General features: G+C 66.9%; 20 protein-coding genes and 1 pseudogene. 7 read left to right on the top strand and 14 right to left on the bottom strand.

What is annotated here, in order from left to right:
* The 14 genes and pseudogenes from KGM94_RS10510 to KGM94_RS10445 all read right to left on the bottom strand — a co-directional run.
* Positions 1 to 434 (bottom strand): annotated as a pseudogene (locus KGM94_RS10510) (bifunctional [glutamine synthetase] adenylyltransferase/[glutamine synthetase]-adenylyl-L-tyrosine phosphorylase); the annotation flags it as partial.
* A complete protein-coding gene (locus tag KGM94_RS10505) occupies positions 431 to 1,870 on the bottom strand; it encodes an ATP-binding protein (protein ID WP_300258000.1) in 1,440 nt (479 codons plus the stop codon). The gene KGM94_RS10505 and the pseudogene KGM94_RS10510, both read right to left, overlap by 4 nt.
* The gene (locus tag KGM94_RS10500) at positions 1,854 to 2,534 is read right to left on the bottom strand and encodes a response regulator transcription factor (RefSeq protein WP_300257997.1); all 681 of its coding nucleotides are present in this window, start codon (positions 2,532 to 2,534) and stop codon (positions 1,854 to 1,856) included. The genes KGM94_RS10505 and KGM94_RS10500 overlap by 17 nt, the downstream gene beginning before the upstream one ends.
* Before the next feature lie 267 nt (positions 2,535 to 2,801).
* Complete coding sequence (locus tag KGM94_RS10495) at positions 2,802 to 4,376, bottom strand: Do family serine endopeptidase (RefSeq protein WP_300257995.1); 1,575 nt, start codon at positions 4,374 to 4,376, stop codon at positions 2,802 to 2,804.
* 221 nt (positions 4,377 to 4,597) lie between these two features.
* Positions 4,598 to 5,941 (bottom strand): HAMP domain-containing methyl-accepting chemotaxis protein, encoded by a 1,344-nt coding sequence (locus KGM94_RS10490; protein ID WP_300257992.1) that lies wholly within the window; start codon positions 5,939 to 5,941, stop codon positions 4,598 to 4,600.
* A gap of 141 nt (positions 5,942 to 6,082) precedes the next feature.
* Positions 6,083 to 6,562, bottom strand: a complete 480-nt coding sequence (locus KGM94_RS10485; RefSeq protein WP_300257989.1) for a cytochrome c-type biogenesis protein — start codon at positions 6,560 to 6,562, stop codon at positions 6,083 to 6,085.
* 4 nt (positions 6,563 to 6,566) lie between these two features.
* Positions 6,567 to 8,549, bottom strand: coding sequence for a heme lyase CcmF/NrfE family subunit (locus tag KGM94_RS10480; RefSeq protein ID WP_300257986.1), 1,983 nt, complete (start codon positions 8,547 to 8,549; stop codon positions 6,567 to 6,569).
* On the bottom strand, positions 8,546 to 9,049 hold the full coding sequence (gene ccmE / locus KGM94_RS10475) for a cytochrome c maturation protein CcmE (RefSeq protein WP_300257982.1): 504 nt from the start codon (positions 9,047 to 9,049) through the stop codon (positions 8,546 to 8,548). The genes KGM94_RS10480 and ccmE overlap by 4 nt, the downstream gene beginning before the upstream one ends.
* 37 nt (positions 9,050 to 9,086) lie before the next feature.
* Positions 9,087 to 10,196, bottom strand: a complete 1,110-nt coding sequence (gene ccmI, locus KGM94_RS10470) for a c-type cytochrome biogenesis protein CcmI (RefSeq protein ID WP_300257979.1) — start codon at positions 10,194 to 10,196, stop codon at positions 9,087 to 9,089.
* A gap of 130 nt (positions 10,197 to 10,326) precedes the next feature.
* Entirely contained in the window at positions 10,327 to 10,596 is a 270-nt protein-coding gene (locus tag KGM94_RS10465) for a hypothetical protein (protein ID WP_300257976.1), read from the bottom strand.
* Positions 10,597 to 10,688: 92 nt separating this feature from the next.
* On the bottom strand, positions 10,689 to 12,104 hold the full coding sequence (locus KGM94_RS10460; protein ID WP_300257973.1) for a hypothetical protein: 1,416 nt from the start codon (positions 12,102 to 12,104) through the stop codon (positions 10,689 to 10,691).
* Between the two features lie 122 nt (positions 12,105 to 12,226).
* Positions 12,227 to 13,603 carry a sensor histidine kinase gene (locus KGM94_RS10455; RefSeq protein WP_300257970.1) on the bottom strand — a complete coding sequence of 459 codons (1,377 nt, stop codon included), beginning with the start codon at positions 13,601 to 13,603 and terminating at the stop codon, positions 12,227 to 12,229.
* A 96-nt stretch (positions 13,604 to 13,699) separates the two neighbouring features.
* On the bottom strand, positions 13,700 to 14,374 hold the full coding sequence (locus KGM94_RS10450) for a response regulator transcription factor (RefSeq protein WP_300257967.1): 675 nt from the start codon (positions 14,372 to 14,374) through the stop codon (positions 13,700 to 13,702).
* Between the two features lie 254 nt (positions 14,375 to 14,628).
* A complete protein-coding gene (locus tag KGM94_RS10445) occupies positions 14,629 to 14,784 on the bottom strand; it encodes a hypothetical protein (protein ID WP_300257964.1) in 156 nt (51 codons plus the stop codon).
* 215 nt (positions 14,785 to 14,999) lie between these two features.
* Between KGM94_RS10445 and KGM94_RS10440 the strand changes: the two genes are divergently transcribed.
* The 7 genes from KGM94_RS10440 to KGM94_RS10410 form a co-directional block, all read left to right on the top strand.
* Complete coding sequence (locus KGM94_RS10440) at positions 15,000 to 15,971, top strand: Ku protein (RefSeq protein WP_300257961.1); 972 nt, start codon at positions 15,000 to 15,002, stop codon at positions 15,969 to 15,971.
* A 57-nt stretch (positions 15,972 to 16,028) separates the two neighbouring features.
* The gene (locus tag KGM94_RS10435) at positions 16,029 to 16,289 is read left to right on the top strand and encodes a hypothetical protein (protein ID WP_300257958.1); all 261 of its coding nucleotides are present in this window, start codon (positions 16,029 to 16,031) and stop codon (positions 16,287 to 16,289) included.
* 99 nt (positions 16,290 to 16,388) lie between these two features.
* Entirely contained in the window at positions 16,389 to 17,930 is a 1,542-nt protein-coding gene (locus KGM94_RS10430) for a thymidine phosphorylase family protein (protein WP_300257955.1), read from the top strand.
* Complete coding sequence (locus KGM94_RS10425; protein ID WP_300257952.1) at positions 17,927 to 18,847, top strand: ribose-phosphate pyrophosphokinase; 921 nt, start codon at positions 17,927 to 17,929, stop codon at positions 18,845 to 18,847. The genes KGM94_RS10430 and KGM94_RS10425 overlap by 4 nt, the downstream gene beginning before the upstream one ends.
* Entirely contained in the window at positions 18,844 to 20,439 is a 1,596-nt protein-coding gene (locus tag KGM94_RS10420) for an MBL fold metallo-hydrolase (protein WP_300257949.1), read from the top strand. Before KGM94_RS10425 ends, KGM94_RS10420 begins: the two co-directional genes overlap by 4 nt.
* 221 nt (positions 20,440 to 20,660) lie before the next feature.
* The gene (locus KGM94_RS10415; protein ID WP_300257946.1) at positions 20,661 to 20,813 is read left to right on the top strand and encodes a hypothetical protein; all 153 of its coding nucleotides are present in this window, start codon (positions 20,661 to 20,663) and stop codon (positions 20,811 to 20,813) included.
* Positions 20,814 to 20,940: 127 nt separating this feature from the next.
* The coding region (locus tag KGM94_RS10410) for a GAF domain-containing protein (RefSeq protein WP_300257942.1) at positions 20,941 to 23,221 on the top strand (2,281 nt) is incomplete at its 3' end.

The raw sequence follows: 23,221 nt of genomic DNA, 5'->3' as shown, positions 1-23,221 counted from the left end.
GTCACCCGCATCACCGGCCAGACGCCGCCGATGTCGCACAGCGCGATCATCAATGCGGCTTCCGCTTTCAGCCGACGCAACAGATGCATCGCCTCGGTCTGATCGGCGGCGGTGGGAACATCGGCGACGGCTTTCGCGATCAATGTCGCGAAGTGCGCCTCCGGTTCGGATTGTAACAGGCGGATGATCCGGCCGGGATCGGCCCGGATCAGATCGAACAGGTAAGGCGACGCCTCGGAGATACCTTCCAGCAACGTTCGGATTTTGGGAAATTGTTTTGCAATGGCCTCGATCGCCGCCGCCTGCTCGGGCGGCACATCGGCCAGCCACCCGGCAAGTCGCTGCGCGGCTTCGGCCGGAGCGAACACGACCGGACCGGCCACCACCCGGGAGGCCAGGGAAGACAGATCCGCGTCCGTCGCGGAGGCGTTCATGCAGGATGCGTTTCCGGTTGAGAGGATTGCTCCTCTAGTCCCTCGCCCGAAAGCGCCGGAAATGCAAGCGTCGCACACAATCCGGGGCCGGCATCGTCCAGCCGCAGTTCACCCCGATGCAGTTTCGCCACCGCCGAGGCGAGGCTGAGGCCGAGACCGGAGCCCGGCAGGGTTCGGCTGGCCTCAAGGCGGACAAAGCGCTCGGTGGCGCGCTTACGGTCGGCCTCCGGAATACCGGGGCCATGGTCGGTGACGCTCAGAAGGACGAGATCGCCCACCCGGCGCGCCTCGATAAGGATCGGCGGCGGCTTGGCATCAGGCGTGTCCTGCGACGGCTTGCCATATTTGATGGCGTTCTCGACCAGATTGGCCAGCGCCTGACTGACCAGTTCGCGATTGCCGTGAAGCCGCGCAGGGCCGGCCTCGACCTGCAAGACAAGTCCACTGTCTTCGGCGAGCGGCTCATAAAGTTCGTGGATTCCGTTGGCGACATCGGCGGCATCGAAATCCTCGGCCGCGCCGCCCTGCCCGGATTCCGCCCGCGCGATCATCAACAGCGCGTTGAAGGTCCGGATCAGACCATCGGATTCCTCGATGGTGCGTTCCAGTGCGGCGCGATAGTCCGCCTCACTGCGGGACATTGCCAGCGCCTCCTCGGCGCGATTGCGCAGCCGCGTCAGCGGCGTCTTGAGGTCGTGGGCGATGTTGTCGGAGACCTCCTTCAACCCCGCCATCAACGCCTCGATCCGCTCCAGCATGGCGTTGAGGTTTTCGGCCAGACGATCCAGCTCGTCGCCGCTGCGCCCCACCGGCAGCCGCTCGCTGAGATCGCCGGTCATGATGCGCTGGGCGGTGCCGGTCATCGCGTCGATGCGCCTCAGCACGCGCCGCGCCACGAAGACGCCGCCGCCGAGCCCGAGCACGACGACGATCAGGATCGACCATTGCGCGGCCTTCGCCACGATGCCGAACAGCCGCCGCCGCTCGTCGAGGTCGCGGCCGATCAGAAGACGGAAACCGTTGGGCAACTCGGTGACGCGCACCAGCGCGCGATGATCCCGGTCGTCCGCATCCTCGATGCGCCGATAGGCGGCCTCCGACCAGCCGCGGGTCGCCATGACGCCGGGCGCGAGCGAGCCGACATTGCCCGCGATCGCCACGCCAGACGGGTTGGTGATGAGATAGAGGTTGGCGTTGGGCCGCAGCGCGCGGTACTCGATCGCGCGCGTCAGCCCGAGCAGGCCGCGCCGGTTGTAGATCTCCGTGATCTCGAGGGTTTCGGCATTGACCGTCTGCGTGATCTCCTCGGTGATCAGCCGACGCGTATTCCAGGCGAAATAGCCGAGCAGCGACGCCGCAAACAGCGCGAACAGGAACAGATAGACCAGCGTCAGCCGGAACGCCGTGGTTCGTATCAGCTTACCGAATGCCGTCACGGATCATGTACCCGGCGCCGCGGATCGTGTGCAGGAGCGGCCGGTCGAACCCCTTGTCGATCTTGGAGCGCAGCCGCGAGATGTGCACGTCGATCACGTTGGTCTGTGGATCGAAATGATAGTCCCAGACGTTCTCCAGCAGCATGGTGCGCGTCACCACCTGGCCGGCATGCTTCATGAGATATTCGAGCAGCCGAAACTCGCGCGGCTGCAGGGTCAGTTCGTCCTTGCCGCGGACGACGCGATGGGAGAGCCGGTCGAGCTCGAGATCGCCGACCCGATACACCGTCTCCTCGGCCGGACCGCCGCGGCGGCGCGACAGTACCTCGACCCGCGCCAGCAGCTCCGCGAACGAATAGGGTTTCGGCAGATAGTCGTCGCCGCCGGCGCGCAGGCCCTTGATGCGATCGTCGACCTGCCCGAGCGCGGAGAGGATCAGGACCGGCGTCCGGTTGCCCTTGTCGCGCAGCGCGCCGATCAGCGACAGGCCGTCGCGCCTGGGCAGCATCCGGTCCACCACCAGCACGTCGTAATCGCCGCCCTCGGCCATGGCGAGGCCTTCCTCGCCGTCGCCGGCGTGATCGGCGATGTGACCGACCTCGCGGAACGCCTTCACCAGATAGTCGGCGGATTCACGGTCGTCTTCGATGATGAGGAGGCGCATCGTGCGTTCAGCGGCGGTCAAGGGAGCAACCTTCAACATGGCGCGGGCGGCATTCGCTTGCAAGCCGAGCGGATCGTTCTCGGGCGGGGAAAAAGGCGGGCGGTGAAGCTGGGGGACCTCACCGCCCTAGGCCCTTCCGACGGAGGGGGGCGTATTCCACCGGAAGGTACGCATGGGGCACGGACGTTGCGTCGTACCCCGGAGGGGCGCCGGCGGCTGGGGCGACCATTGCCGGCGGCTCCCCTCATCTCGTGGCGCTCCCGATTCTCATCCCTTGGCGAGGGGAATCGCGACGAAGCGCGACTGGCCGCCGCTCTTCACGCGCATCAGAACGCTGTTCTTGTTGTCGCTGCGCGCGGCGCTGATCGCGTCGCGCACGTCGCCGGCGCTGCTCACGCTCTTGCCGGCGACCTCGAGAATCACGTCGCCCTCCTTGAAGCCGCGCTCGGCGGCGGCGCTCTTCGGGTCGACCTCGGTGACGACGACGCCCTCCCTGCCGGCGCCGGCCACGCTGTTGGCGGGGGCCACCGTCATGCCGAGCTTCGGCACGTCGGTGCCGCGAGTCAGACCCTTCTTGTCGTTGTCGTTGTCGGCCTTGGCCTCGAGCGTGTTCGGCAACTGGCCGAGGGTGAGGTTGACGACCTTGTCCGAGCCCTTGTGCAGCACGTTGAGCTTCACCGTCGCGCCGGGGGGCATGCCGCCGATGGTGCGGGCGAGCTCACGAGCATCCTTGACCGGGTCGCCATTGACCGCGGTGATGACGTCGCCGGACTCGATGCCGGCCTTTGCCGCGGGACCGTTGGCCTGCGGCTCCGCCACCAGCGCGCCCTCGGCCTTCTTCATGCCGAGGCTGTCGGCGATGTCGGACGTCACCGGCTGGATCTGCACGCCGATCCAGCCGCGGCTGACCGAGCCCCTGTCCTTGAGCTGGGCGACCACGCTCTTCACGGTGGCGGCGGGAATCGAGAAGGCGATGCCGACGCTGCCGCCGGACGGCGAATAGATCGCGGTGTTGACGCCGATCACGTCGCCATCGGTGCTGAAGGCCGGGCCGCCGGAATTGCCCTTGTTCACGGGCGCGTCGATCTGGATGAAATCGTCATAGGGACCGTTGCCGATGTCGCGGCCCATGGCCGAGACGATGCCGGCGGTCACGGTGCCGCCGAGGCCGAACGGGTTGCCGACCGCGAGCACCCAGTCGCCGATCCGCGGCTTGGCGTCGGCGAGCTTGGCGAAGGGGAAGTTCGAGCCGCCGTCGACCTTGATCAAAGCAAGGTCGGTGCGCTGGTCGGTGCCGATCACCTTGGCGCTGTGGGTCTTGCCGTCGTCGGTGGTGACCTCGACCTTGTCGGCGCCGTCGACCACGTGGTTGTTGGTCACCGCATAGCCGTCGGCCGAGATGAAGAATCCGGACCCCTGGCCGGTGATCGCGCGTCCGCCGCCGCGCGGTCCGCGCAGGCCCGGAATCCCGTCAGGCCCGCCGAAGCGACGGAAGAAGCGCTCCATCGGCGAACCCGGCTGGAACGGCGAGTCGTCGTTGTCGTCGTTGCTGGCCGATTTCTCCTTGATGTTGACCTTCACCGAGATGACCGACGGCTTCACGCGCTCGACGATGTCGGCGAATCCGACCGGGCGTTCGACCTTGCGGACCTCGTTGTTGACCTGCGCCTGCGCCGGGCTCGAGAAGATGTTCGACGGCGAGGCCGACGGGCCGAAGCCGTAGACGGCCACGCCGAGGCCGGCGACGACCGAGGCCATCAGCGCGAACTTGCGCGCAGCAAGCAGCCGCCTGCGCGGCTGCCGGTCGGACGGCAGGGACGAAAGATCGGGACGATCGGTCATGCAGAGATCTCCAGGGCCTTGAATTCCTCTTGGTGCGCAGGGACGGCACCTTACATCCCCAAAGATGGGGATCGCCGCCTTACCGCGCGCTGGCGGCGCGGTTAAACTTTTGTAATGAAGGGCGAATGCCGCCGCGACCGTTCACCGCGCGGCGGAAATCGCAGTGGATCAAGAACTTAGATGGGTTCCCGCGCAGGGGGGGCGGAGGCGCCCTGCCCGGCTCAGCTCGCCCTGACGCTGACGATGAATTCGTCGACCTCGCGCTTGAGCCTGTCCGCCTGCCGCGACAGGTCGGCGGCCGAATCGCGGGCGTCGGCCGCCATCCGCCCGGTCTCGGCCGATGTCGAGGTGATCTGGACGATGTGGTTGGAGACGTCCAGCGTGCCGCGCGCAGCGTCCTGCACGCTGCGGGAAATGTCCTGGGTGGCATTGCGCTGTTGCGCGGTATCGACCTCGATCCCCGACATGATCGAGGAGATCTCCGACAGCGTCCTGAAGATGGCGTCGATCGCTCCGCGCGTCTCGGCGGTGATGCCCTGGATGGCCGCGACGTGGGAGGTGATTTCCTCGGTTGCGTTGCTGGTCTGGTGCGCGAGGTTCTTCACCTCGGAGGCCACCACCGCAAAACCCTTGCCCGCCTCGCCCGCCCGCGCCGCCTCGATGGTGGCGTTGAGCGCCAGCAGATTGGTCTGCGAGGCGATGGCCTGGACGAGCTGCACGACCTCGCCGATCTTGTCGGCGGCATCCGACAGCGTGTGGATGGTGTCGCGGCTCTTCTCGGCCTGCGCCGCCGCGCCTTCGGCGCGCTGGGTCGCATCGGTGACGCGACGGCTGATGGTTCCGATCGAGTTCGTCATGTTCTCCGCCGAGCCGGCGACGGTCTGCACGCTGGTGCTGGCCTGGCTCGCGGCGCTTGCCACCGCATTGGCCTTGCTGGTCATTTCGTTGGCGACCCGAGACAGCGTCTCCGCGTTGCCCGTCAGGTGCACCGCGGACGAGGCCACGTTGTCGACCACGCTCGCGACCAGCTCGTTGAAGCTCTTGATCCTGGCATCGAGGAATTTCGATCGCTCGGCCTGGTGCTGCGCTTCCTTCAACTGCTGCTCGGCGAGGCGGCAGCGCTCGAGGCCATTGGTCTTGAAGACCTCCAGCGCACCGGCCAGCAGCCCGATCTCGTTCGATTTGCCGAGCGCCGGGACCGGCGTATCGAACTTCTGATCGGCCACCTCGCGCATCGCATGGACGATCGCGGCCAACGGACGCACGATGCCGTCACGCACGGTGAAATAATTGGATACGCAGATCGCGACCGCGACGACGGCGATGGCGGCGCAGCTCATCAGGAAATAGGAGAACGTCGCCTGGGCCTGCTGGTAGATCTGCATGGCATGGTCGCGGGCGGGGCCGCTCAGCGAGGCGAAGTCGGTGGCCAGGCTGGTGATCTCGTTGTTGAGGTAGAGGACGGCGACGAATCCGGCGCCGCCACCGATGGCCAGCAGGAAGAGAAATGCGGCGACGACGGCTCCGACCAGGAAGCGGATCGTCAGATTGCTGTTGGCAAGCATCGCGAGACTCGATCGGGAAGGACGTTGCCGACGACCCTTCCAGACAAACGTCAAAATAGCATGAAGGCGGCCCGCACGGCTGCAAAACGCGGCGCATCGCGAGATGCTCGACGACGCCGGCTCAGTCCTTCACGGAGCTAACTAACCCGACTTGGCGTCGTCCGACATCAGCGCGGCAAGCCTCGCCTCTTCTTCGGGAGTCAACGGAGAAGGTACATCACCACCACTTCCCGCACGACGCCGCATCTGCAGCCAGAGCGCAGCACCACCGGCGAGGAGCGCGAGCGGAGCCAGCAGCCACAGCAGCAAGGTCTGGCGCTCGAAGCGCGGCTTCAACAGCACGAACTCGCCGTAGCGCGCTACCAGGAAATCGATCACCTGCGAATTGCTGTCACCGGCGGAGATCCGCTCGCGCACCAGGAGCCGCAGGTCGCGCGCGAGCGGCGCCTCGGAATCGTCGATCGACTGGTTCTGGCAGACCATGCAGCGAAGCTCGCGGGACAATTCCCGCGCCCGCGCCTCCTTGGCGGGATCGGCCATGATCTCGTCGGGCTGCACGGCATGGGCAACCGGCATGGCCAGCAGCGTCAGCGCGACGATGGCGGCGATCATCCGCAGCATCGGCCTACTCCGCAGCCTGCAGATGCGGCTGAATCCGTGCCGGCTTCGGCGCGCCGACCCGCAGGCGCCGATCCGACAGCGACAGCACGCCGCCGAATGCCATCAGCACCGGTCCCCACCAGATCAGGAGCACGAAGGGCTTGTGATAGATTCGCACCGCGATCGCGCCTTCGGCGGTGGCGTCGCCGAGCGACACGTAGAGCTGGCTCGCGCCGCGGGTCAGGAGCGCGGCCTCCGTGGTCGAGGCGCCGCGGGTCGTGAAGCTGCGCTTGGATGGCGTCATCGTGCTGACCGCCCGGCCGTCGCGGCTGACGTCGAACTGCGCGATCATCTCGCGATAGTTCGGGCCCTGCCGCTGGAACAAATCGTCGAGCTTCAGTTCGTAGCCGGCGACCCTGGCGACGTCGTCCGGCTTCATGGTGCCGATGTACTCGCTGTTCCAGGTGGTCTCGCAGACGATCCCGATCAGCGCGATGCCGAGGCCGGCATGGGCGAAGGCGGTCCCCCAGACCGAGCGCGGCAATCCACGCGCGCGACGCAGCGCGGTCGCAAAGGGAACGCGGAACAGGCCAAAGCGCTCGACCAGATCGGTCAGCGAGCCGAGGATCACGAACACCGCGAGCGCGATCGCCGGCGGCGCCAGTGCGCTGCCGCCGTGCGCCCAGGCCCAGACCAGCGCCAGCACCAGCAGCGCGCCAATGCCGGCGGCGAGCAGCCGCTGCGCGGCGCCGAGCAGATCGCCACGCTTCCACGCCAGCATCGGCCCGAAGGGAACGGCGATCAGGAGCGGCACGAACAGCGGTCCGAAGGTGAGATTGAAGAACGGTGCGCCGACCGAGATCTTCTCTCCGGTCAGCACCTCCAGCCCGAGCGGATAGAGCGTGCCGACCAGCACCGTCGCGCAGGCCGTGGTGAGGAAGAGGTTGTTCAGCACCAGCGATCCCTCGCGCGAGATCGGCGCGAACAGGCCGCCCTGCTTCAGCGACGAGGCGCGCGCGGCATAGAGGCTGAGGCTGCCGCCGATGAAGACGCAGAGGATCAAGAGGATGAAGACGCCGCGGGTCGGATCGGTGGCGAAGGCGTGGACGGAGGTGAGGACGCCCGAGCGCACCAGGAAGGTGCCGAGCAGCGACAGCGAGAAGGTCAGGATGGACAAGAGGATGGTCCAGACCTTCAGCGCGTTGCGCTTCTCCATCACCAGCGCCGAATGCAGGAGCGCGGTGCCGGCGAGCCACGGCATCAGCGAGGCGTTCTCGACCGGATCCCAGAACCACCAGCCGCCCCAGCCGAGCTCGTAATAGGCCCAGTACGAGCCCATGGCGATGCCGAGGGTGAGGAATATCCAGGCCATCAGCGTCCACGGCCGCACCCAGCGCGCCCAGGCCGCATCGATCCGTCCCTCGATCAGCGCCGCGATCGCGAAGGAGAACGAGATCGAGAAACCGACATAGCCGAGATAGAGCATCGGCGGATGCACGGCGAGACCGACGTCCTGCAGCACCGGATTTAGATCGCGTCCCTCGATCGGCGGATTGGCGAGCCGCAGGAACGGGTTCGACGTGATCAGGATGAACAGATAGAAGGCGCTGGCGACCCAGGCCTGAACGCTGAGCACATGGGCGCGCAGCGACAGCGGCAGGTTGTTGCCGAAGGCGGCGACGAGGCCGCCGAACAGCGACAGGATCGACACCCACAGCAGCATCGAGCCTTCATGATTTCCCCAGACGCCGGTGATCTTGTAGATCAACGGCTTCATGGAGTGCGAATTCTCGTACACATTGGCGACGGAGAAGTCCGAGGTGACGTGCAGCACGACCAGCGCGACGAAGGACGCGCCGCAAAACACGAGCTGCGCCAGTGCGGTGGATCGCGCGACGTTCATCAGGGCGGGATCGCGCAGCCGTGCGCCGATCAGCGGCACGATCGACTGGATCAGCGCGAGACCGAGCGCCAGCACGAGCGCGTAATGTCCGGTCTCCGCGATCATCGCACGGCTCCTTTCGAATTGCCTTGCGCGGTCGCGCCGGGGTTGCTGGCATCAGGTTTGGCGCCGTAATCGTCCTTCCAGTGGCCCTGTTTCTTCAGTGCGTCGGCGACTTCCTTCGGCATGTAGGTCTCGTCATGCTTGGCGAGCACGGTGTCGGCCTTGAACACGCCGTTGGCGTCGAGCGCGCCCTCGGCGACGACGCCCTGCCCTTCGCGGAACAGGTCGGGCAGAATGCCCTTGTAGGCGACGGGCAGCTTGGCGCTGCCGTCGGCGACCTCGAACGTCACCGCGAGATCGTCGCCACGCTGCAGCGAGCCCGGCTGCACCAGCCCGCCGAGGCGGAACCGCCTGCCCGCCGGCACGTGCTTCTCGGCGACCATGGTCGGGGTCGAGAAGAACACAATGGAATCGCGCAATGCATTCAGCACCAGCGCCGCGGCGAGCGCGAGCACTGCGAGCGATCCGCCGATGATCGTCATACGTCGCTGTTTGCGCGTCATGATCTGCTTCTTCCCCGCTCGTCTCTGTCTGCGGCCATCATCCATCGAGCCCGAGATTCTTCAGGCCCTCGTTGAGCTGGCGCAACCGCTCCGCGTCATTGGCCACGGCGCCCCGCGCATCGCCGAGCGCGCCCTTCGCCTTGTCGCGCTCACCCATCACGAGATAGGCGCGCACGAGGCGCAGCCAGCCATCGACGTCGTCGCCGTTCTGCTTCAGGCGGCTCGCCAGACGCTCGACCATGGCGCGTATCATCGCTCCACGGTCGCCTTCGCTCATGTCCTTGGCCGCGGCGATCGAGTCGTCCGACACCACCGGCGCTGCACTGCCGCCGACCCGCGCGAGCGACGTCTGCAACAGCGGCCGCCACGGCGCGTCGGCCGGCGCCTTCGCCAGCAGCGCACGCCAGATCGCGGCCGCATCGTCCTTGCGGCCGTCCTGCTCGGCCGCGAGCCCGAGAAAGTAATTCGCCTTGGGCTCGTCCGCGTTGAGCGCGCGCGCGCGCTCGAACTCCGCCTTGGCGTCAGCCGTCACCACGCCGCCGGCGGCCGCCGACAGCGCCTCGCCGAGATCGGACCTGCGCTCGGCAGTTTCGCCGCCGTAGGCGAGCGCGTTGCGATAGGCACGGACCGCGTCATCGTAGCGTCCGAGCCGCTGCAGCACCGGCGCGAGCACGGTCCAGCCGCGGCCGTCGGTCGGATTTCTTTCCAGATGCTGCTCGACCTGGGCCACCATGTTCTCGAGCGACTGCGCCATGTCGGGTGCGCGGCTGCGCAGGGCGAGCGGAGCATCCGGCATCCCGGGCGAGCCCAGCGGCACGTAGAGGCCGATCGCGGCCAGGGGCAGGCCGACCAGGGCCAGCACCGCCGCGGCACGGCGCCAGTTGAGGCTCGACCGGTCGGCCGGCGCGGCCTCGTTGCCGGCCGCGGCCAAGAGCCTGCGGCCGATCTCGACCCGCGCGGCTTCCGCTTCGGGCGCGGCGATCAGGCCCGCGGCGAGGTCGCGCTCGATCTCGGCCAGTTGGTCCTTGTAGACCACCGCCTCGCTGCCCTGGCGCGGCCGCGCCGCGGAGCCGGCGCGGCCGAGGGGCCAGAGCACGGCAAAGATCGCCGCGACCGTCATCAGCGCAAACACGAACCATAGTGTCATTGGGCAAGCTTCCGGCAGCGCGATACCGCGCCATGCGTCGCTTTACACCACGGCTCTGCGCCGCCGCAATTGACAATTGTCAATCTTGCGCGACCAAAGCCCGGATCGAAACGATCGAGGATCCAATAGCTTAGCCGATCTCGAAATCGGCACTCCGGGCGGCGTCCTCGCCGCGCCCGTTCAGGGCTCTCAGGAAATAGGTTCCCGGTTTGACCGCCTCAGGCAGCCTGATGCGCAGCGCGCCGACCGGAACCGGCGACGCAATGGTCGTGACCGGCTCCGGCAGTTGCCGGCCGCTCGACGTCTCGATCAGCACCACCTTCGCCCGGACCATCAATCTGCGATATGTCGCTGAAATTACGCGGTTCTCAATTTCCACAAACGTAATGCTGGATTTCATGCGCCGGCAAAATGCCCCCGGATTGCGCCGCCGACCGTAAGGTCGGGAACCCGTCAGGTCAACCGCAAATTGCACGATGACGTAAATGCTATTTATTTGCCGGCACGCGCCGGCTTGCGCTCGCCGGTCATCGCGTTCTCGGCCGCGCGACTCATCAACGATGCATAGTCGTCGCCGAACAATAGTTCGCAAAAGCGGATGGCGGCCGACATCTGCTGCTGGCGATAGGCCAGCACCCTGCGGTCTGCCGCGCGCAGCGACTGCACGAGCGATTCCGTCGACCGCTCGACATATTGCTGCAGGTCGGAATAGGTGCGAAGCGTCACCTCGTTGATCGCAAGCTCGCTCGCATAGTTGCGGCAGATCGCGACGAAATTGATCAGCGCGGCGGCCTCCTCCACCTCGGTGCCGTCGATCCGGGCCCCCAACGGGATGTCCTTCTCGGGACGCTGGCGCAGGATGCGGCGGACCCGGCCCGGAACGCTGTCGAGCTCCGATTGTAGGGCGTTGGAAATGTCGGCACGGATCGAGGTGAGTTGCTTGCCCCAGGCCGAATCGTTGCGCAGGTCGAGTTCGGTTCGCAATCCGCGGACGCCGTCATGCAGTGCCTTCAGATGCTCCGCGAAATTGTCGAAGCGCGCACGCTTGATGTCCGTGCGCAGCATGGATCCCAGGTTGGAGAGATCATGCAGCGCGATCGTCACGGCCACGCCGAACGGCGTCGCCGCGACGCGGATCTCGTCGTCGGAGGCGGCCATCTTGATCGCGAGGCGGATGATCTGCCACGGCGCCGTCATCCGCTGGATGACCATGGTCAGCGCGAAAGGCAGCATCTGCGGCGTCTGCAGTTCGGGAATGTTGAGTGCGGCGGTCACCGCGGCGACCTGCGCCTCCCCGAACGCGCGCAGGAACCGCGGCAGCCGCTCATTGAGGATCTCGAGCGGCTCGCGGACCTGCAGCACCGCGCCGATCGAGTGGAGATCCTCGATCACATTGGGCGGGCCGACCCGGGCAAGCGCCTTCGACCGGTCGCCGCTGCCCGGGCCGGTCAACTGGAAGATCGCATCCGCCGCAATCCCCTGGATCTTGCGGCCCATGGCCTCGATCTGGCTGCCGTCCCCGTCCGGCACGCGGCGGAGCGCATCCTGGAATTCGCGCACCTCGGCGGAGGCCCCGTCCCGTTCCAGCCATTGCCAGATCGGAAGCAGCGAGGAGCGACGGATCTGACCGGCCCTGATGGGGATGCCGGCATCGACGAGAAACGGCTCCAGCGGCTGGTACAGCAGCCGCGCGGGATCTCCACCCCGCCCCGGCACGTCCTCCTCATCATCTTCTTCGGGTTCCGTGTTGCGCGCAATCTTGCGCAACTGGTCGAGCACGAGGGTGGCGACCGCCGTATCCTGGCCGCGCTCCAGCGCGCGCTCGAACTCCCGCATCAGCAGCGCCTGCGCCTGCGGCGGGAGCTGCGCGAGATAGTCTCTCAGCCGCTCGATCGATGTCTGGCTCATGCGTCCGGGATGCACGGTAGTGGCGGCCGCAGGGATGCGTCCGCGCGCGATCATAGAGGCGGGCGCGTTAAGAAGCCGTTTAGGAATTCGGGCGGCTCCGCGGCGTTTTGCCGGGTCGAGTGCTAGGCGGCAGGGAGCACCAGTTCCGCCCGCAAGCCGCCGATCGGGGCGGTGCCGAACGACAGGCTGCCGCCATAGAGCGAGGCCAGGTCGACCACGATCGACAATCCCAGCCCCGATCCAGGCTTGGATTCGTCGAGCCGCTGGCCGCGGCGCAAGACTTGCGCCCGTTCGGCCTCGGACAGGCCGCGGCCGTCGTCATCGACGATGATGCACAGCCGCGGACCACCCGCGGGCGGCGGCCGGGTTTCCGACAGCACCTCGATGAAAACGCGCGAGGTCGCCCATTTGCAGGCGTTGTCGACGAGGTTACCGACCATCTCTTCCAGATCCTGCCGCTCGCCGCGGAATTTCGCGGCCGGATCGAGCTTGGCCTCGACGACGACGCCACGATCGCGATGGATCTTCTCCATCGTCCGCCGCAGCGCCTCGATCGCCGGCGCGACCTCCGTCACCGTCCCGACGATGGACACCCGCGCGGCGATGCGCGCCCGCTCCAGATGATGGGCGACCTGATCGCGCATCACTTCGGCCTGCTCCATGACCTTCGAGGCGAACGGATCCGCCGCATGCGCGCCGGCCTCGTTGACGATGACGGAGAGCGGCGTCTTGATGGCATGGGCGAGATTGCCGACATGGGTGCGCGCGCGCTCGACGATCTCGCGGTTGGCGTCGATCAGGGCATTCGTCTCGCGCGCCAATGGCGCGATTTCGACCGGGAATTCACCCTCCAGCCGCTCCGCGCGCCCGGAGCGGATGTCGGCGATCGCCTCGGAAATGCGCTTCAGCGGCGCAAGGCCGAAACGGACCTGGAAGACGGTGGTGAGCAGCAGCACGACGCCGAGCGCGGTGAAGGTGCCGCCGAGATAGTAGTCGAAGCTGCGGGTCTCGTCGAAGATCTCGCTGGCGTCGCCGGCGACGCTGACCAGATACTTGCCGTCGGCGCCGAGATCGACCGGCCGCTCCACCATCCGCAGGGTCTGCCCCTCGGGCCCGTCGACATAGGCGATCCGGATGCCGGCGGCGGTGAGTTCGGTGCCCTGCTCTTCCAGCTTCGGCAGCTTCTTGTCCCACAGCGAGCGCGACGAACGGACCTCGGGCTTCTCGGTATCGGTGCGCGCGATCTGCCAGTACCAGCCGGACAGCGGCAGCTCGAACAGCGGCTCGCCGAGCGACTGGAACTGATGGTCTGGCGGCTCGTCGGGGGTGGCGACCTCGGCGATCAGCGTGCGCAGATAGAGGTTGAGGCGGCGGTCGAAGGCGCGCTCGGTGGCGTTCTTGTACACCGACGACAGCACGACGCCGGTGATCGCCAGGATCACCACCAGCCATGCGGTCGCCGACAGGAACAGGCGGGTCGCAAGCGAGCTAGCGCGCATCGGGGCGGTCCCGGAAGGCTGCGCGGAGCGGGTCGTCAGAGACGGTCATGGACGACCAAGACCCCCGTCCCGTCACCCGGTCAAGCCCCAGTTTCTTCAAGCACCGGGCGCGGCCGGCGGGGTCAGGAGATAGCCCAGTCCGCGCACGGTCTGAATGATGTCGACGTCGAGCTTCTTGCGGATGCGGCCGACGAAGACCTCGATGGTGTTGGAGTCGCGATCGAAATCCTGGTCGTAGAGATGCTCGACCAGCTCGGTGCGGGACACCACCCGGCCGGCATGGTGCATCAGATATTGCAGCAGCCGATACTCATGGGAGGTCATCTTGATGGGATTGCCCGAGACGGTGACCTTGTTGGTTCGGGTGTCGAGCGTCACCGGCCCGCAGGTCAATTCGCTCTGGGCGTGGCCGGTCGAACGGCGCAGCAGCGCGCGGATGCGTGCCAGCACCTCCTCGAGATGGAAGGGCTTTGCGACGTAGTCGTCGGCGCCGGCATCGAAACCCTGGACCTTGTCGCTCCAGCGGTCACGCGCGGTGAGGATCAGCACCGGCATGGTGCGACCGTTGCGCCGCCACGCCTCCAGCACCGAGATGCCGTCCTTCTTCGGCAACCCGATGTCGAGCACCACGGCGTCGTAGGGCTCGTTGTCACCGAGATAGTGGCCCTCCTCGCCGTCAAAGGCGCGGTCGACGACGTAGCCGGCATCGGTCAGCGCCTTGGTGAGCTGGCGATTGAGATCGGGGTCGTCCTCAACAACGAGCAGGCGCACGCGTCTCTCCAGGAATTGTCCGAACAAGTATCGTCTGAATCGGCTGCACGGTCTCTTCTGCCATGATGATGCCGCCCGGCGTGAACTGAATATGAACGCCGGGAACCCGGGAATGTTACTTTTTATTCATGCGCGAACCGACGCGGCGCGTCGCCCCGTCCGGCGATGCCGCCGCTGCTGGTGGCAATGTGCCGCCAAATCAGGTGAGTCGGAAGCTCGGGCCGGACCGGAAGGGTCTCGCGCCGCTGCCTTGTTCAGGTCTTGAAGAACACGAACCAGATGACGCCGAGGATCAGGATCGCAAGCCCGGTCGAGACGGTCAGCAGTGCGGCCACCGAGGGTCCGGGCTCGCCCTGGCGTGCTTGGGTCGAAGTTTCGACGATCTGACGTTGCTCTCGCGTGGTTGCCATGGCGCCCTCAATTCTCGGCTCGTCGCGTCCAACTGCCGCGATCTCCCCTCGTGTCGTCACCAAGGCAACGCCGGATCGCCCACGATGTTCCGGGCCTGTCCCGCCCGATGCCCGCTGGTTAACGTCGTTGCAAGATTCCACCGAGCCCTTTGCTATGATTCGGGGTGCACCGGTGGTATTCTTGTGCGCTGTCCCTGTTGCGTTTGGAGTAACCCATGGCCCCCCGTGCCAATTGGAAGGGTTTTTTGCGCCTCTCGCTCGTGACCTGCCCGGTCGCGCTCTATCCGGCCACGTCGGACACCGAGAAGGTCTCCTTCAACCAGATCAATCGCAAGACTGGCCACCGCATCAAGTACCTCAAGGTCGACGCCGAGTCCGGCGACGAGGTCTCCTCCGACGACATCGTCAAGGGCTACAAGGTCGACGCCGACACCTACATCGAGGTCACCAAGGACGAGCTCGGCGACATCGCGCTGGAATCCACCCACACGATCGAGATCGACGAATTCGTGCCGAAGGCGGACATCGACGGCCGCTACCTGATCCGGCCCTATTACCTCGTCCCCGACGGCAAGGTCGGCCACGACGCCTATGCGGTGATCCGCGAGACCATCCGCAGCATGAACAAGGTCGCGATCGGCCGCGTGGTGCTGACCAACCGCGAGCACATCATCGCGCTCGAGCCGCTCGACAACGGCCTGATGGGCACGCTCCTGCGCTACCCCTACGAGGTGCGCAGCGAGAAGGAATATTTCGACGACATCCAGAGCGTGAAGCTCACCAAGGACATGCTCGACCTCGCAAAGCACATCGTCGAGAAGAAATCCGGCGCGTTCGAACCGGAGCTGTTCGAGGATCACTACGAGACCGCGCTGATCGACCTCATCAACAAGAAGCGCGCGGGCGTGCCGCTGGCGGCCAAGGCCGCGCCGAAGACCGGCGGCAACGTCATCAACCTGATGGACGCGCTGAAGAAGAGCCTCGCCAGCGAGAAGGGCGCCGCTCCCCTCGCCAAGGGTCCGGTTGCAAAGACCGGGGGCAAGAAGGCGAAGAAGCGCGTCGACGGCCAGCGCGAGATGCTGCTGCCGATCGCCGGCAAGGGCGGCCGCGAAGCCGCCGCCAAGGACGCGCCGAAGAAGGCCGAGAAGCCGGTGCGCGCGCCGGCCCGGGCCAAGAAGGCCGGATGATCGAGAGCGGGCGAAGCGCTGTCGTGATGTCCCACCCTGCGCCTCGCCCGGCCTGACGTGCCCTGGTCGGCGCCGTTCGACGATCCGATCCCCTTGTGCAACGGGCGCAAGCTGCGCACGTTGCAGCAGGCCGCCGACTACGTCATGGCCCTGCCCGAGGACGAGCAGCGCGAGGCGCGCTGGCAGGTCGCGATCGAGAACCTGATCCATGCGGCGGAGACCGGCGGCGGCTGGCTGATGTTTGCCCGCATTGCCATGCTGCGGGCACTGAACGCCGGCGGCCGGGACCGCACCATACCGGAACCACGCCGGCCATGAGCCTTCCACCGGCCTCGCGCATTGCATGATCTGGGTCAAAAGGGTTTAGTTAGGCTGCGGCGACTATTGATTCCAAGCTGAATCCCGCCGGCCCGGCCCATGAACTCCGATCGCTCACGCCCGCAACTCAAGATCCGCCGCGTCCATCTCGATACCGGACGCGAAAACGTCATCGTCATCTCCCGGGAGTCCAAGGCACTGCGCCCGGAGATCTTTCGCGGCTTCAGCCGCGTCGAACTCGTCTGCGACTCCAAGGTGCTGCTGGCGACGCTGCTCATCACCGACGACGATGCGCTGGTCTCCCCCGACGAGATCGGCCTCTCCGAGCCGGCGTTCCACCGCTTCGCCGAGCCCGTCGGCAGCCTCGTCACCGTGACGCCGGCATCCTCGCCCGAAAGCCTGGAGGCGGTGCGCGCAAAGATCCGCGGGCAGACGCTGAGCAAGGCCGAGATCGGCGCCGTGATCAACGATCTCGCCCACTACCGCTACTCCGACATGGAGATCGCCGCCTTCCTGATCGGCTCGGCGAGCTTCATCACCAGCGACGAGCTGCTGGCGCTCACCGGCGCGATGGCACAGGCCGGAACGCAGCTGGTGTGGCCGGACCCGGTCGTGGTCGACAAGCACTGCATCGGCGGCATCCCGGGAAACCGCACCTCGATGATCGTGGTGCCGATCGTGGCGGCGCACGGCCTGCCGATCCCGAAAACCTCCTCCCGCGCCATCACCTCCCCGGCCGGCACGGCCGACACGATGGAAGTGCTCGCCCGCGTCAATGTCGGCGTCGAGGAGATGAAGACGATCGTCGCGGCCTGCAACGGCTGCCTGATCTGGGGCGGGCATGTGAACCTGTCGCCGGCCGACGACATCCTGATCTCGGTCGAGCGCCCGCTCAGCCTCGACACCCGCGAGCAGATGGTCGCCTCCATCATGTCGAAGAAGATCGCGGCGGGATCGACGCATCTCCTGATCGACATTCCGGTCGGGCCGACCTCCAAGATCACCACCGCCACCGAGGCGATGCGGCTCAGGAAGCTGTTCGAGTTCGTCGGAGACCGTTTCGGCCGCTCGATCGAGGTCATCACCACCGACGGCCGCCAGCCGATCGGCAACGGCATCGGCCCGGTGCTCGAGGCCAACGACGTGATGGCGGTCCTGTCCAACGATCCGGCCGCGCCGCGCGACTTGCGCGAAAAATCGCTGCGGCTCGCCGCGCATCTTCTCGACTACGACCCGAAGCTGCGCGGCGGCACCGGTTATGCGCGGGCGCGCGAGTTGCTCGAAAGCGGCGCGGCGCTGCGGCAGATGCAGAAGATCATCGACGCCCAGGGGCCGTCGAAATGCTGCACGGACCTCGGTAACCTCGCCTTCGACGTCAAGGCGGGGCGCGACGGCGTCGTCACCGCGATCGACTGCCTGCGGCTGAATCGCCTGGCACGCACCGCGGGCGCACCGCTCGACAAGGGCGCCGGCATCAAGCTGTTCAAGAAGATTGGCGACCGCGTCGAGCAGGGCGAGCCGCTCTACCGCGTCTACACCTTCGACCAGCCGGAGCACGATCTGGCCGCGGGCGCCTGCAGCGCCGACACCGGCTATATCGTCAACGGCCATGAGGTCCTGCAGGGCAAGACCGTCTCGTGAGCGCCGTCGCCATCCAGAGCCTGCCGTCAGGTCAGGATTGCGCGAGGCGGCTGGCGGCAAGGCTTGGGCTTGGCTGCGAGACCATCGCGCTGCATCGTTTTCCCGACGGCGAGCTGCGCGTCACGGTCGGCCCGGCGGCGGACACCACGATCCTCTACGCTTCCCTCAATCAGCCGAACGAGAAGCTGATCGCGCTCCTGTTCGCGGCGGAAGCCCTGCGACGCAACGGTGCGAAGCGCCTTGTGCTGGTGGCGCCCTATCTCTGCTACATGCGCCAGGACGCCGCGTTTCATCCCGGCGAAGCCGTCAGCCAGCACGCGGTGGGGCGGCTGCTCGCGGGCATCGTCGACCGCATCGTCACGGTCGATGCGCATCTGCATCGCACGGCGGAGATCGCGTCCGTGTTTCCCGGCATCGAAGCCGAGAACCTGTCGGCCATGCCGGCCATCGCCCAGGCGCTGGCGAGGATCGGCTGCGATCCGGAGACGGTCGTGATCGGTCCCGACGTGGAATCCGAGCCGTGGGTCAGCGATCTCGCCACCCGGCTTCGGTTGCACCACACGGTGGCGCGCAAGACGCGTCATGGCGACCGCTCCGTGGACATCGCCTTTGCCGATGCGGGCCTGCTCGCGGGCCGGCCGGCGCTGCTGGTCGACGACATCGTCTCCTCGGGCGGGACGCTGACGGTGGCGGCCACGGCATTGCAGGCGCTCGGCACGACGACCATCGACGCGATCGTGACGCATGCACTGTTTCCTCCCGAGATGACCGCCGCGTTCGCGCAGGCCGGCATCCGCTCGGTGCGATCGACCGACAGCGTGCCGCATCCGACCAATGCGATCGCGCTCGACGACATCCTTGCTACCGCGCTGCGCCGCGAACTCGGCACGACCCACCCGCCGGAGACAACGACATGAGCGTGACCGTCCGATTCTGCGGCGCCGCCCACACGGTGACCGGCGCCAGCTATCTGTTCCAGACCGCGACCGGCCGCGTGCTGGTCGATTGCGGCCTGTTCCAGGGACAGAAGACGCTGAAGGAGCTCAACTACGGCGCCTTTCCGTTCCGCCCCGCCGATATCGACGCGGCGCTGCTGACGCATGCCCATATCGACCACAGCGGCCTGTTGCCGAAGCTGGTGCGCGAGGGATTTGACGGCCGGATCCTCGCGACCCGCGGCACGATCGACCTCTGCTCCTACATGCTGCCCGATGCCGGCAACATCCAGGAGGCCGAGGTCGCCCAACTCAACCGCCGCAATGCGGCGCGGGGGCGGCGCGAGGTCACCCCGATCTATACCCAGGCCGACGCCATCGCCTGCATGCAGTCGTTCCATCCGGTCGATTATGAGAGCTGGGTCGAACCGATCCCGGGCGTGCGCGCACGCTACTGGAACGCCGGGCATCTGCTCGGCTCCGCCTCGATCGAGCTCGAGTTCAGCGACAGGGGCGCGCAACGCCCGTTGCGCGTGCTGGTCTCCGGCGACGTCGGGCCCGAGGCAAAGCTGCTGCAGCCCGATCCGCAAGCGCCGTCCGACCTCGACTACGTCATCTGCGAATCCACCTATGGCGACCGCGTCCGCGAAGTCACGACGCCCGAGCTGCGCCGGCAGCATCTCGCCGCCGAGGTGCGCGAAGCGGCGGCCGCCCGCGGCGCGCTGCTCATCCCCGCCTTCGCCGTCGAGCGTACCCAGGAGCTGATCGTCGACCTCGTCGATCTGATGGAGCGCGGCGAGGTGCCGGCCGCGCCGATCTTCCTGGACTCCCCGCTCGCGATCCATGCCACCGAGGTGTTTCGCCGGCACGCCGCAAGCCTCGATCCCGCCGTCGACGTCAACCGCCTGCTCAACTCGCCGCACCTGAAGTTCACCGAGACGGTAGACGAGAGCAAGGCGATCATGCGCCTCGCCGGCTTCCACATCGTCATCGCTGCCTCCGGCATGTGCGACGCCGGCCGCATCCGTCATCACCTGAAGCGCTGGCTGTGGAACGAGCACGCCACCGTGCTGCTCGCTGGCTACCAGGCCAACGGCACGCTCGGCCGCTTCCTGCAGAACGGCGCCAAGGCGGTGCGCATCCAGGGCGAGGAGATCCGGGTCGCGGCCCGCATTCGCATGATCGACGAATATTCGGGCCACGCCGACGGCGCCGGCATTGCGCGCTGGATCGCCGCGCGCCGGCCGATCGCGCGCGGCCTGTTCCTGGTGCACGGCGAGGAGGAGGCGATCGCCGGGCTCGCAGAGCGCGTCGCCGAGCGCATCATTCCGGCCGCGAAGGTCTATCAGCCGGTGCTGGACGACGTCTTCGACCTCTCCGCACCCGCACCGCGCGTGCTCGACGTCGACCATCGCCGCCGGCTCGCGCCGGAGGCCGTCACCCGTCTCGACTGGCACAACGAGATGTCGGAATTGATGCTCGACATCAACGACCGCATCGCCGCCGCCGCCGACGACCGCGCCCGCGGCGTCATCATCCGCAGGCTGCGCCGGGCGCTGCAGGAAGGCGAGTAGCGGATCATAACCGCTCGCGTGTCCCGGACGTGGTGCGGCGCCAAAAGCGCGTCGACGACGCGCGCGAACGTGCTTATTGTGCTGCGGTGCGTCCGGGGCGCGAGACGCCCGCCAAAACATGAGGAACAACCCCATGCACAGTGGCGTCAAGTCAAAATTCCGATAACTCGAATTTTTTCACACGGAGGCTTGACAGCGTGATTTGCCCGACGGCACGGAAATTGTATCGGCGTGCGCCGTCATGCCGCGCCGCATCGCTGACCTACCGCGTGCCCGACATCAAGCGCGGCATCCAGAAGACCAGGGAAGGCGTGCCGGTGCTGCTGGAGTTCATCACCGGCAAGGAGACCGAGGTGTCCCGCCCGGGGACATGAGACCGGGTTAACGAGCGAAATCCGCAAGGTTATCGCTGGCCCGGACGGGCTCGCGGTGGAATAATAGGGATCGCGACAAGGATTTGCGCCCGGCACCGTCAGGCCGCCGGGCAAAATGGATTTTTGGATGACCGCGCTTCCGCAGGACGTGGTGGCCGAGCTCAAGGACCGGATTGCCGAGCTCGAGCAGCGATTGCAGGCCGGCGCCGCCGACAACGGGCGTCTCGCGCGCGAACTCGCCTCCTCGCGCGAACGCCAGAAGGCGAGCGCGGAGATTCTCGCGACCATCGCCGGCACGACCGGCGAGGCCGAGCAAGCCTTGCAGCAGATCGCCGAGACCACCGCCCGCCTGTTCGGCGCCTCCAGCGTCTCGATCCAGCTCGCCGAGAACGGCGAATGGGGCAAGGCCTACCGCTACGGCGCCAGCGCCCAGCGCATCCGCGCAGCCGTGCCGCTCGCCGACCTCAAGGTCGGCGGCCGCAACCTGCCCGGGGCGGTGGTCGGACGAAACCAGCAGATCGACGTTCCGGACCTCGATCATCCCGCTCCCGACGTCGCCGACTTTCCCGGCCTGCCGCATGCCCGCGCCGCCGGCACGCGCACCATGTGCGGCACGCCGCTGCGCAGCAAGGGAACGGCAATCGGCTCCCTGATCGTTCATCGCGACCGCCTCGAACCCTTCTCGGACGAGGAGCTGGCGCTGCTGCAGAGCTTTGCCGACCAGGCGGCGATCGCCATCGAGAACGCGCGCCTGTTCAACGAGACCAGGGACGCGCTGGAGCGGCAGACCGCGACGGCCGACGTGCTTCAGATCATCAGCCGCTCGGCATTCGATCTCTCCTCGGTGCTCCAGACGTTGATAGAGGTTGCGGCGAAACTGTGCCGGGCCGACCAGGCTCAGATCTACCGGCGGCAAGGCGAGGTCTACCGCTCCGCGGCCACGTGCGGGAACATGCGGGAAGCATATCGGGCGATCGAGCAGAGGGGCGTCATCAGCCCGGGTCCCGACACGCTGGTCGGTCGGGTGGCGCTGGAGGCGCGACCTGTCCAAATCGCGGACGCCTGGAACGATCCACACTACGGGCCCAAGGACGATGCCCGGCTGGGAAATCTGCATTCCATGCTGGGCGTTCCGCTTCTTCGAGATGGCGAATTGGTCGGGGCCTTTGCCCTCGCGCGCGATCATGTCGAACCATTCGCGGATCGGGAGATTGAGCTCGTTCGAACCTTCGCCGATCAGGCCGTGATTGCGATCGAGAACACGCGGCTATTCAATGAGACCAAGGACGCCCTGGCGCGGCAGACCGCGACCGCCGACATCCTGCGCGTCATCAGCCGGTCACCGACGGACGTGCAGCCGGTGTTCGACGCCATCGTGCAGACTGTGGTGCGGCTCGTCGGCTGCGAGACGGCCTTCATCCAGCGTTGCGACGGCAAGTACTTCTGGAGTGTTGCCAGGTGCACGCGCGAAGAAGGCCTGATGACCGTCATCAATCCCCGGCATGCGCCGATCGACCCCAGCGCAAACTTTCCCTCGCGCGCGATCGTCGGCAGGACGACCCTGCATCTGTCGGATTGGTCGCGGATCGAGCTTCCCGAATTCGAGCGGCGTATCCAGGAGCAACTGGGCTACCAATCGGCCGTCTACCTGCCTCTGCTGCGGGACGGAGAATGTATCGGCGTGCTTGGCCTCGCCGGGTCCCGGCCCGGCATGTTCGGCGAAACCGAGATCGCACTCGCGGAAGCCTTCCGCGACCAGGCGCTCATCGCGATCGAGAATACGCGGCTTTTCAAGGAGACGCAGGAGGCACTGGAGCGGCAAACTGCGACGTCGGAGATCTTGAAAGTGATCGCGAGTTCGCCGTCCGACGTGCAGCCGGTGTTCGACGCGATCGCGACGAGCTCCAAGCGGCTGATCGGCGGGTTTTCGACGGCGGTGTTCCGTTTCGTCGACGGCATCGCGCATCTGGCGGCCTTCACCCCGACGAGTCCGGGGGCCGACGAACTGCTGAAGGCCGGATTCCCGAGCCCGGTCGAGCGGTTCGAGCCGTTTGCGCTGGCGCAGGGAGGCAAGCCGATCCAGGTCGCCGACATCGCAACGCTGCCGGATACGGGGATCAAGGAGATCGCGAGAGCGCGCGGCTTCCGCAGCATGCTGTTCGCGCCGCTGATGAGCAGCGGTGTGCCGATTGGCCTGATCAGCGTCACGCGGATCGAGGCCGGTTCGTTCATCGATCACCACGTGCAATTGCTGCAGACCTTCGCCGACCAGGCCGTCATCGCGATCGAGAACGCGCACCTGTTCGAACAGGTCGAGGCCAAGACCCGCGAGCTCACCGAATCCCTGCAGCAGCAGACCGCGACCGCCGACGTGCTGAAGGCGATCAGCCGCTCCGCGTTCGATCTGC

The sequence above is a fragment of the Bradyrhizobium sp. genome (assembly GCF_028868675.1).
GTDB lineage: Bacteria > Pseudomonadota > Alphaproteobacteria > Rhizobiales > Xanthobacteraceae > Bradyrhizobium.
Note: the sequence above shows the minus strand (reverse complement) of the source record. Positions and strands in the feature narration are given on the sequence as shown.

Coding starts and splice junctions, on each gene's coding strand:
- KGM94_RS10465 (WP_300257976.1), bottom strand. CDS start 10,596: ATGAAATCCAGCATTACGTTTGTGGAAATTGAGAACCGCGTAATTTCA.
- KGM94_RS10440 (WP_300257961.1), top strand. CDS start 15,000: ATGGCCCCCCGTGCCAATTGGAAGGGTTTTTTGCGCCTCTCGCTCGTG.
- ccmE (WP_300257982.1), bottom strand. CDS start 9,049: ATGACGCGCAAACAGCGACGTATGACGATCATCGGCGGATCGCTCGCA.
- KGM94_RS10430 (WP_300257955.1), top strand. CDS start 16,389: ATGAACTCCGATCGCTCACGCCCGCAACTCAAGATCCGCCGCGTCCAT.
- KGM94_RS10460 (WP_300257973.1), bottom strand. CDS start 12,104: ATGAGCCAGACATCGATCGAGCGGCTGAGAGACTATCTCGCGCAGCTC.
- KGM94_RS10485 (WP_300257989.1), bottom strand. CDS start 6,562: ATGCTGCGGATGATCGCCGCCATCGTCGCGCTGACGCTGCTGGCCATG.
- KGM94_RS10490 (WP_300257992.1), bottom strand. CDS start 5,941: ATGCTTGCCAACAGCAATCTGACGATCCGCTTCCTGGTCGGAGCCGTC.
- KGM94_RS10500 (WP_300257997.1), bottom strand. CDS start 2,534: ATGCGCCTCCTCATCATCGAAGACGACCGTGAATCCGCCGACTATCTG.
- KGM94_RS10495 (WP_300257995.1), bottom strand. CDS start 4,376: ATGACCGATCGTCCCGATCTTTCGTCCCTGCCGTCCGACCGGCAGCCG.
- KGM94_RS10480 (WP_300257986.1), bottom strand. CDS start 8,549: ATGATCGCGGAGACCGGACATTACGCGCTCGTGCTGGCGCTCGGTCTC.
- KGM94_RS10455 (WP_300257970.1), bottom strand. CDS start 13,603: ATGCGCGCTAGCTCGCTTGCGACCCGCCTGTTCCTGTCGGCGACCGCA.
- ccmI (WP_300257979.1), bottom strand. CDS start 10,196: ATGACACTATGGTTCGTGTTTGCGCTGATGACGGTCGCGGCGATCTTT.
- KGM94_RS10420 (WP_300257949.1), top strand. CDS start 18,844: ATGAGCGTGACCGTCCGATTCTGCGGCGCCGCCCACACGGTGACCGGC.
- KGM94_RS10445 (WP_300257964.1), bottom strand. CDS start 14,784: ATGGCAACCACGCGAGAGCAACGTCAGATCGTCGAAACTTCGACCCAA.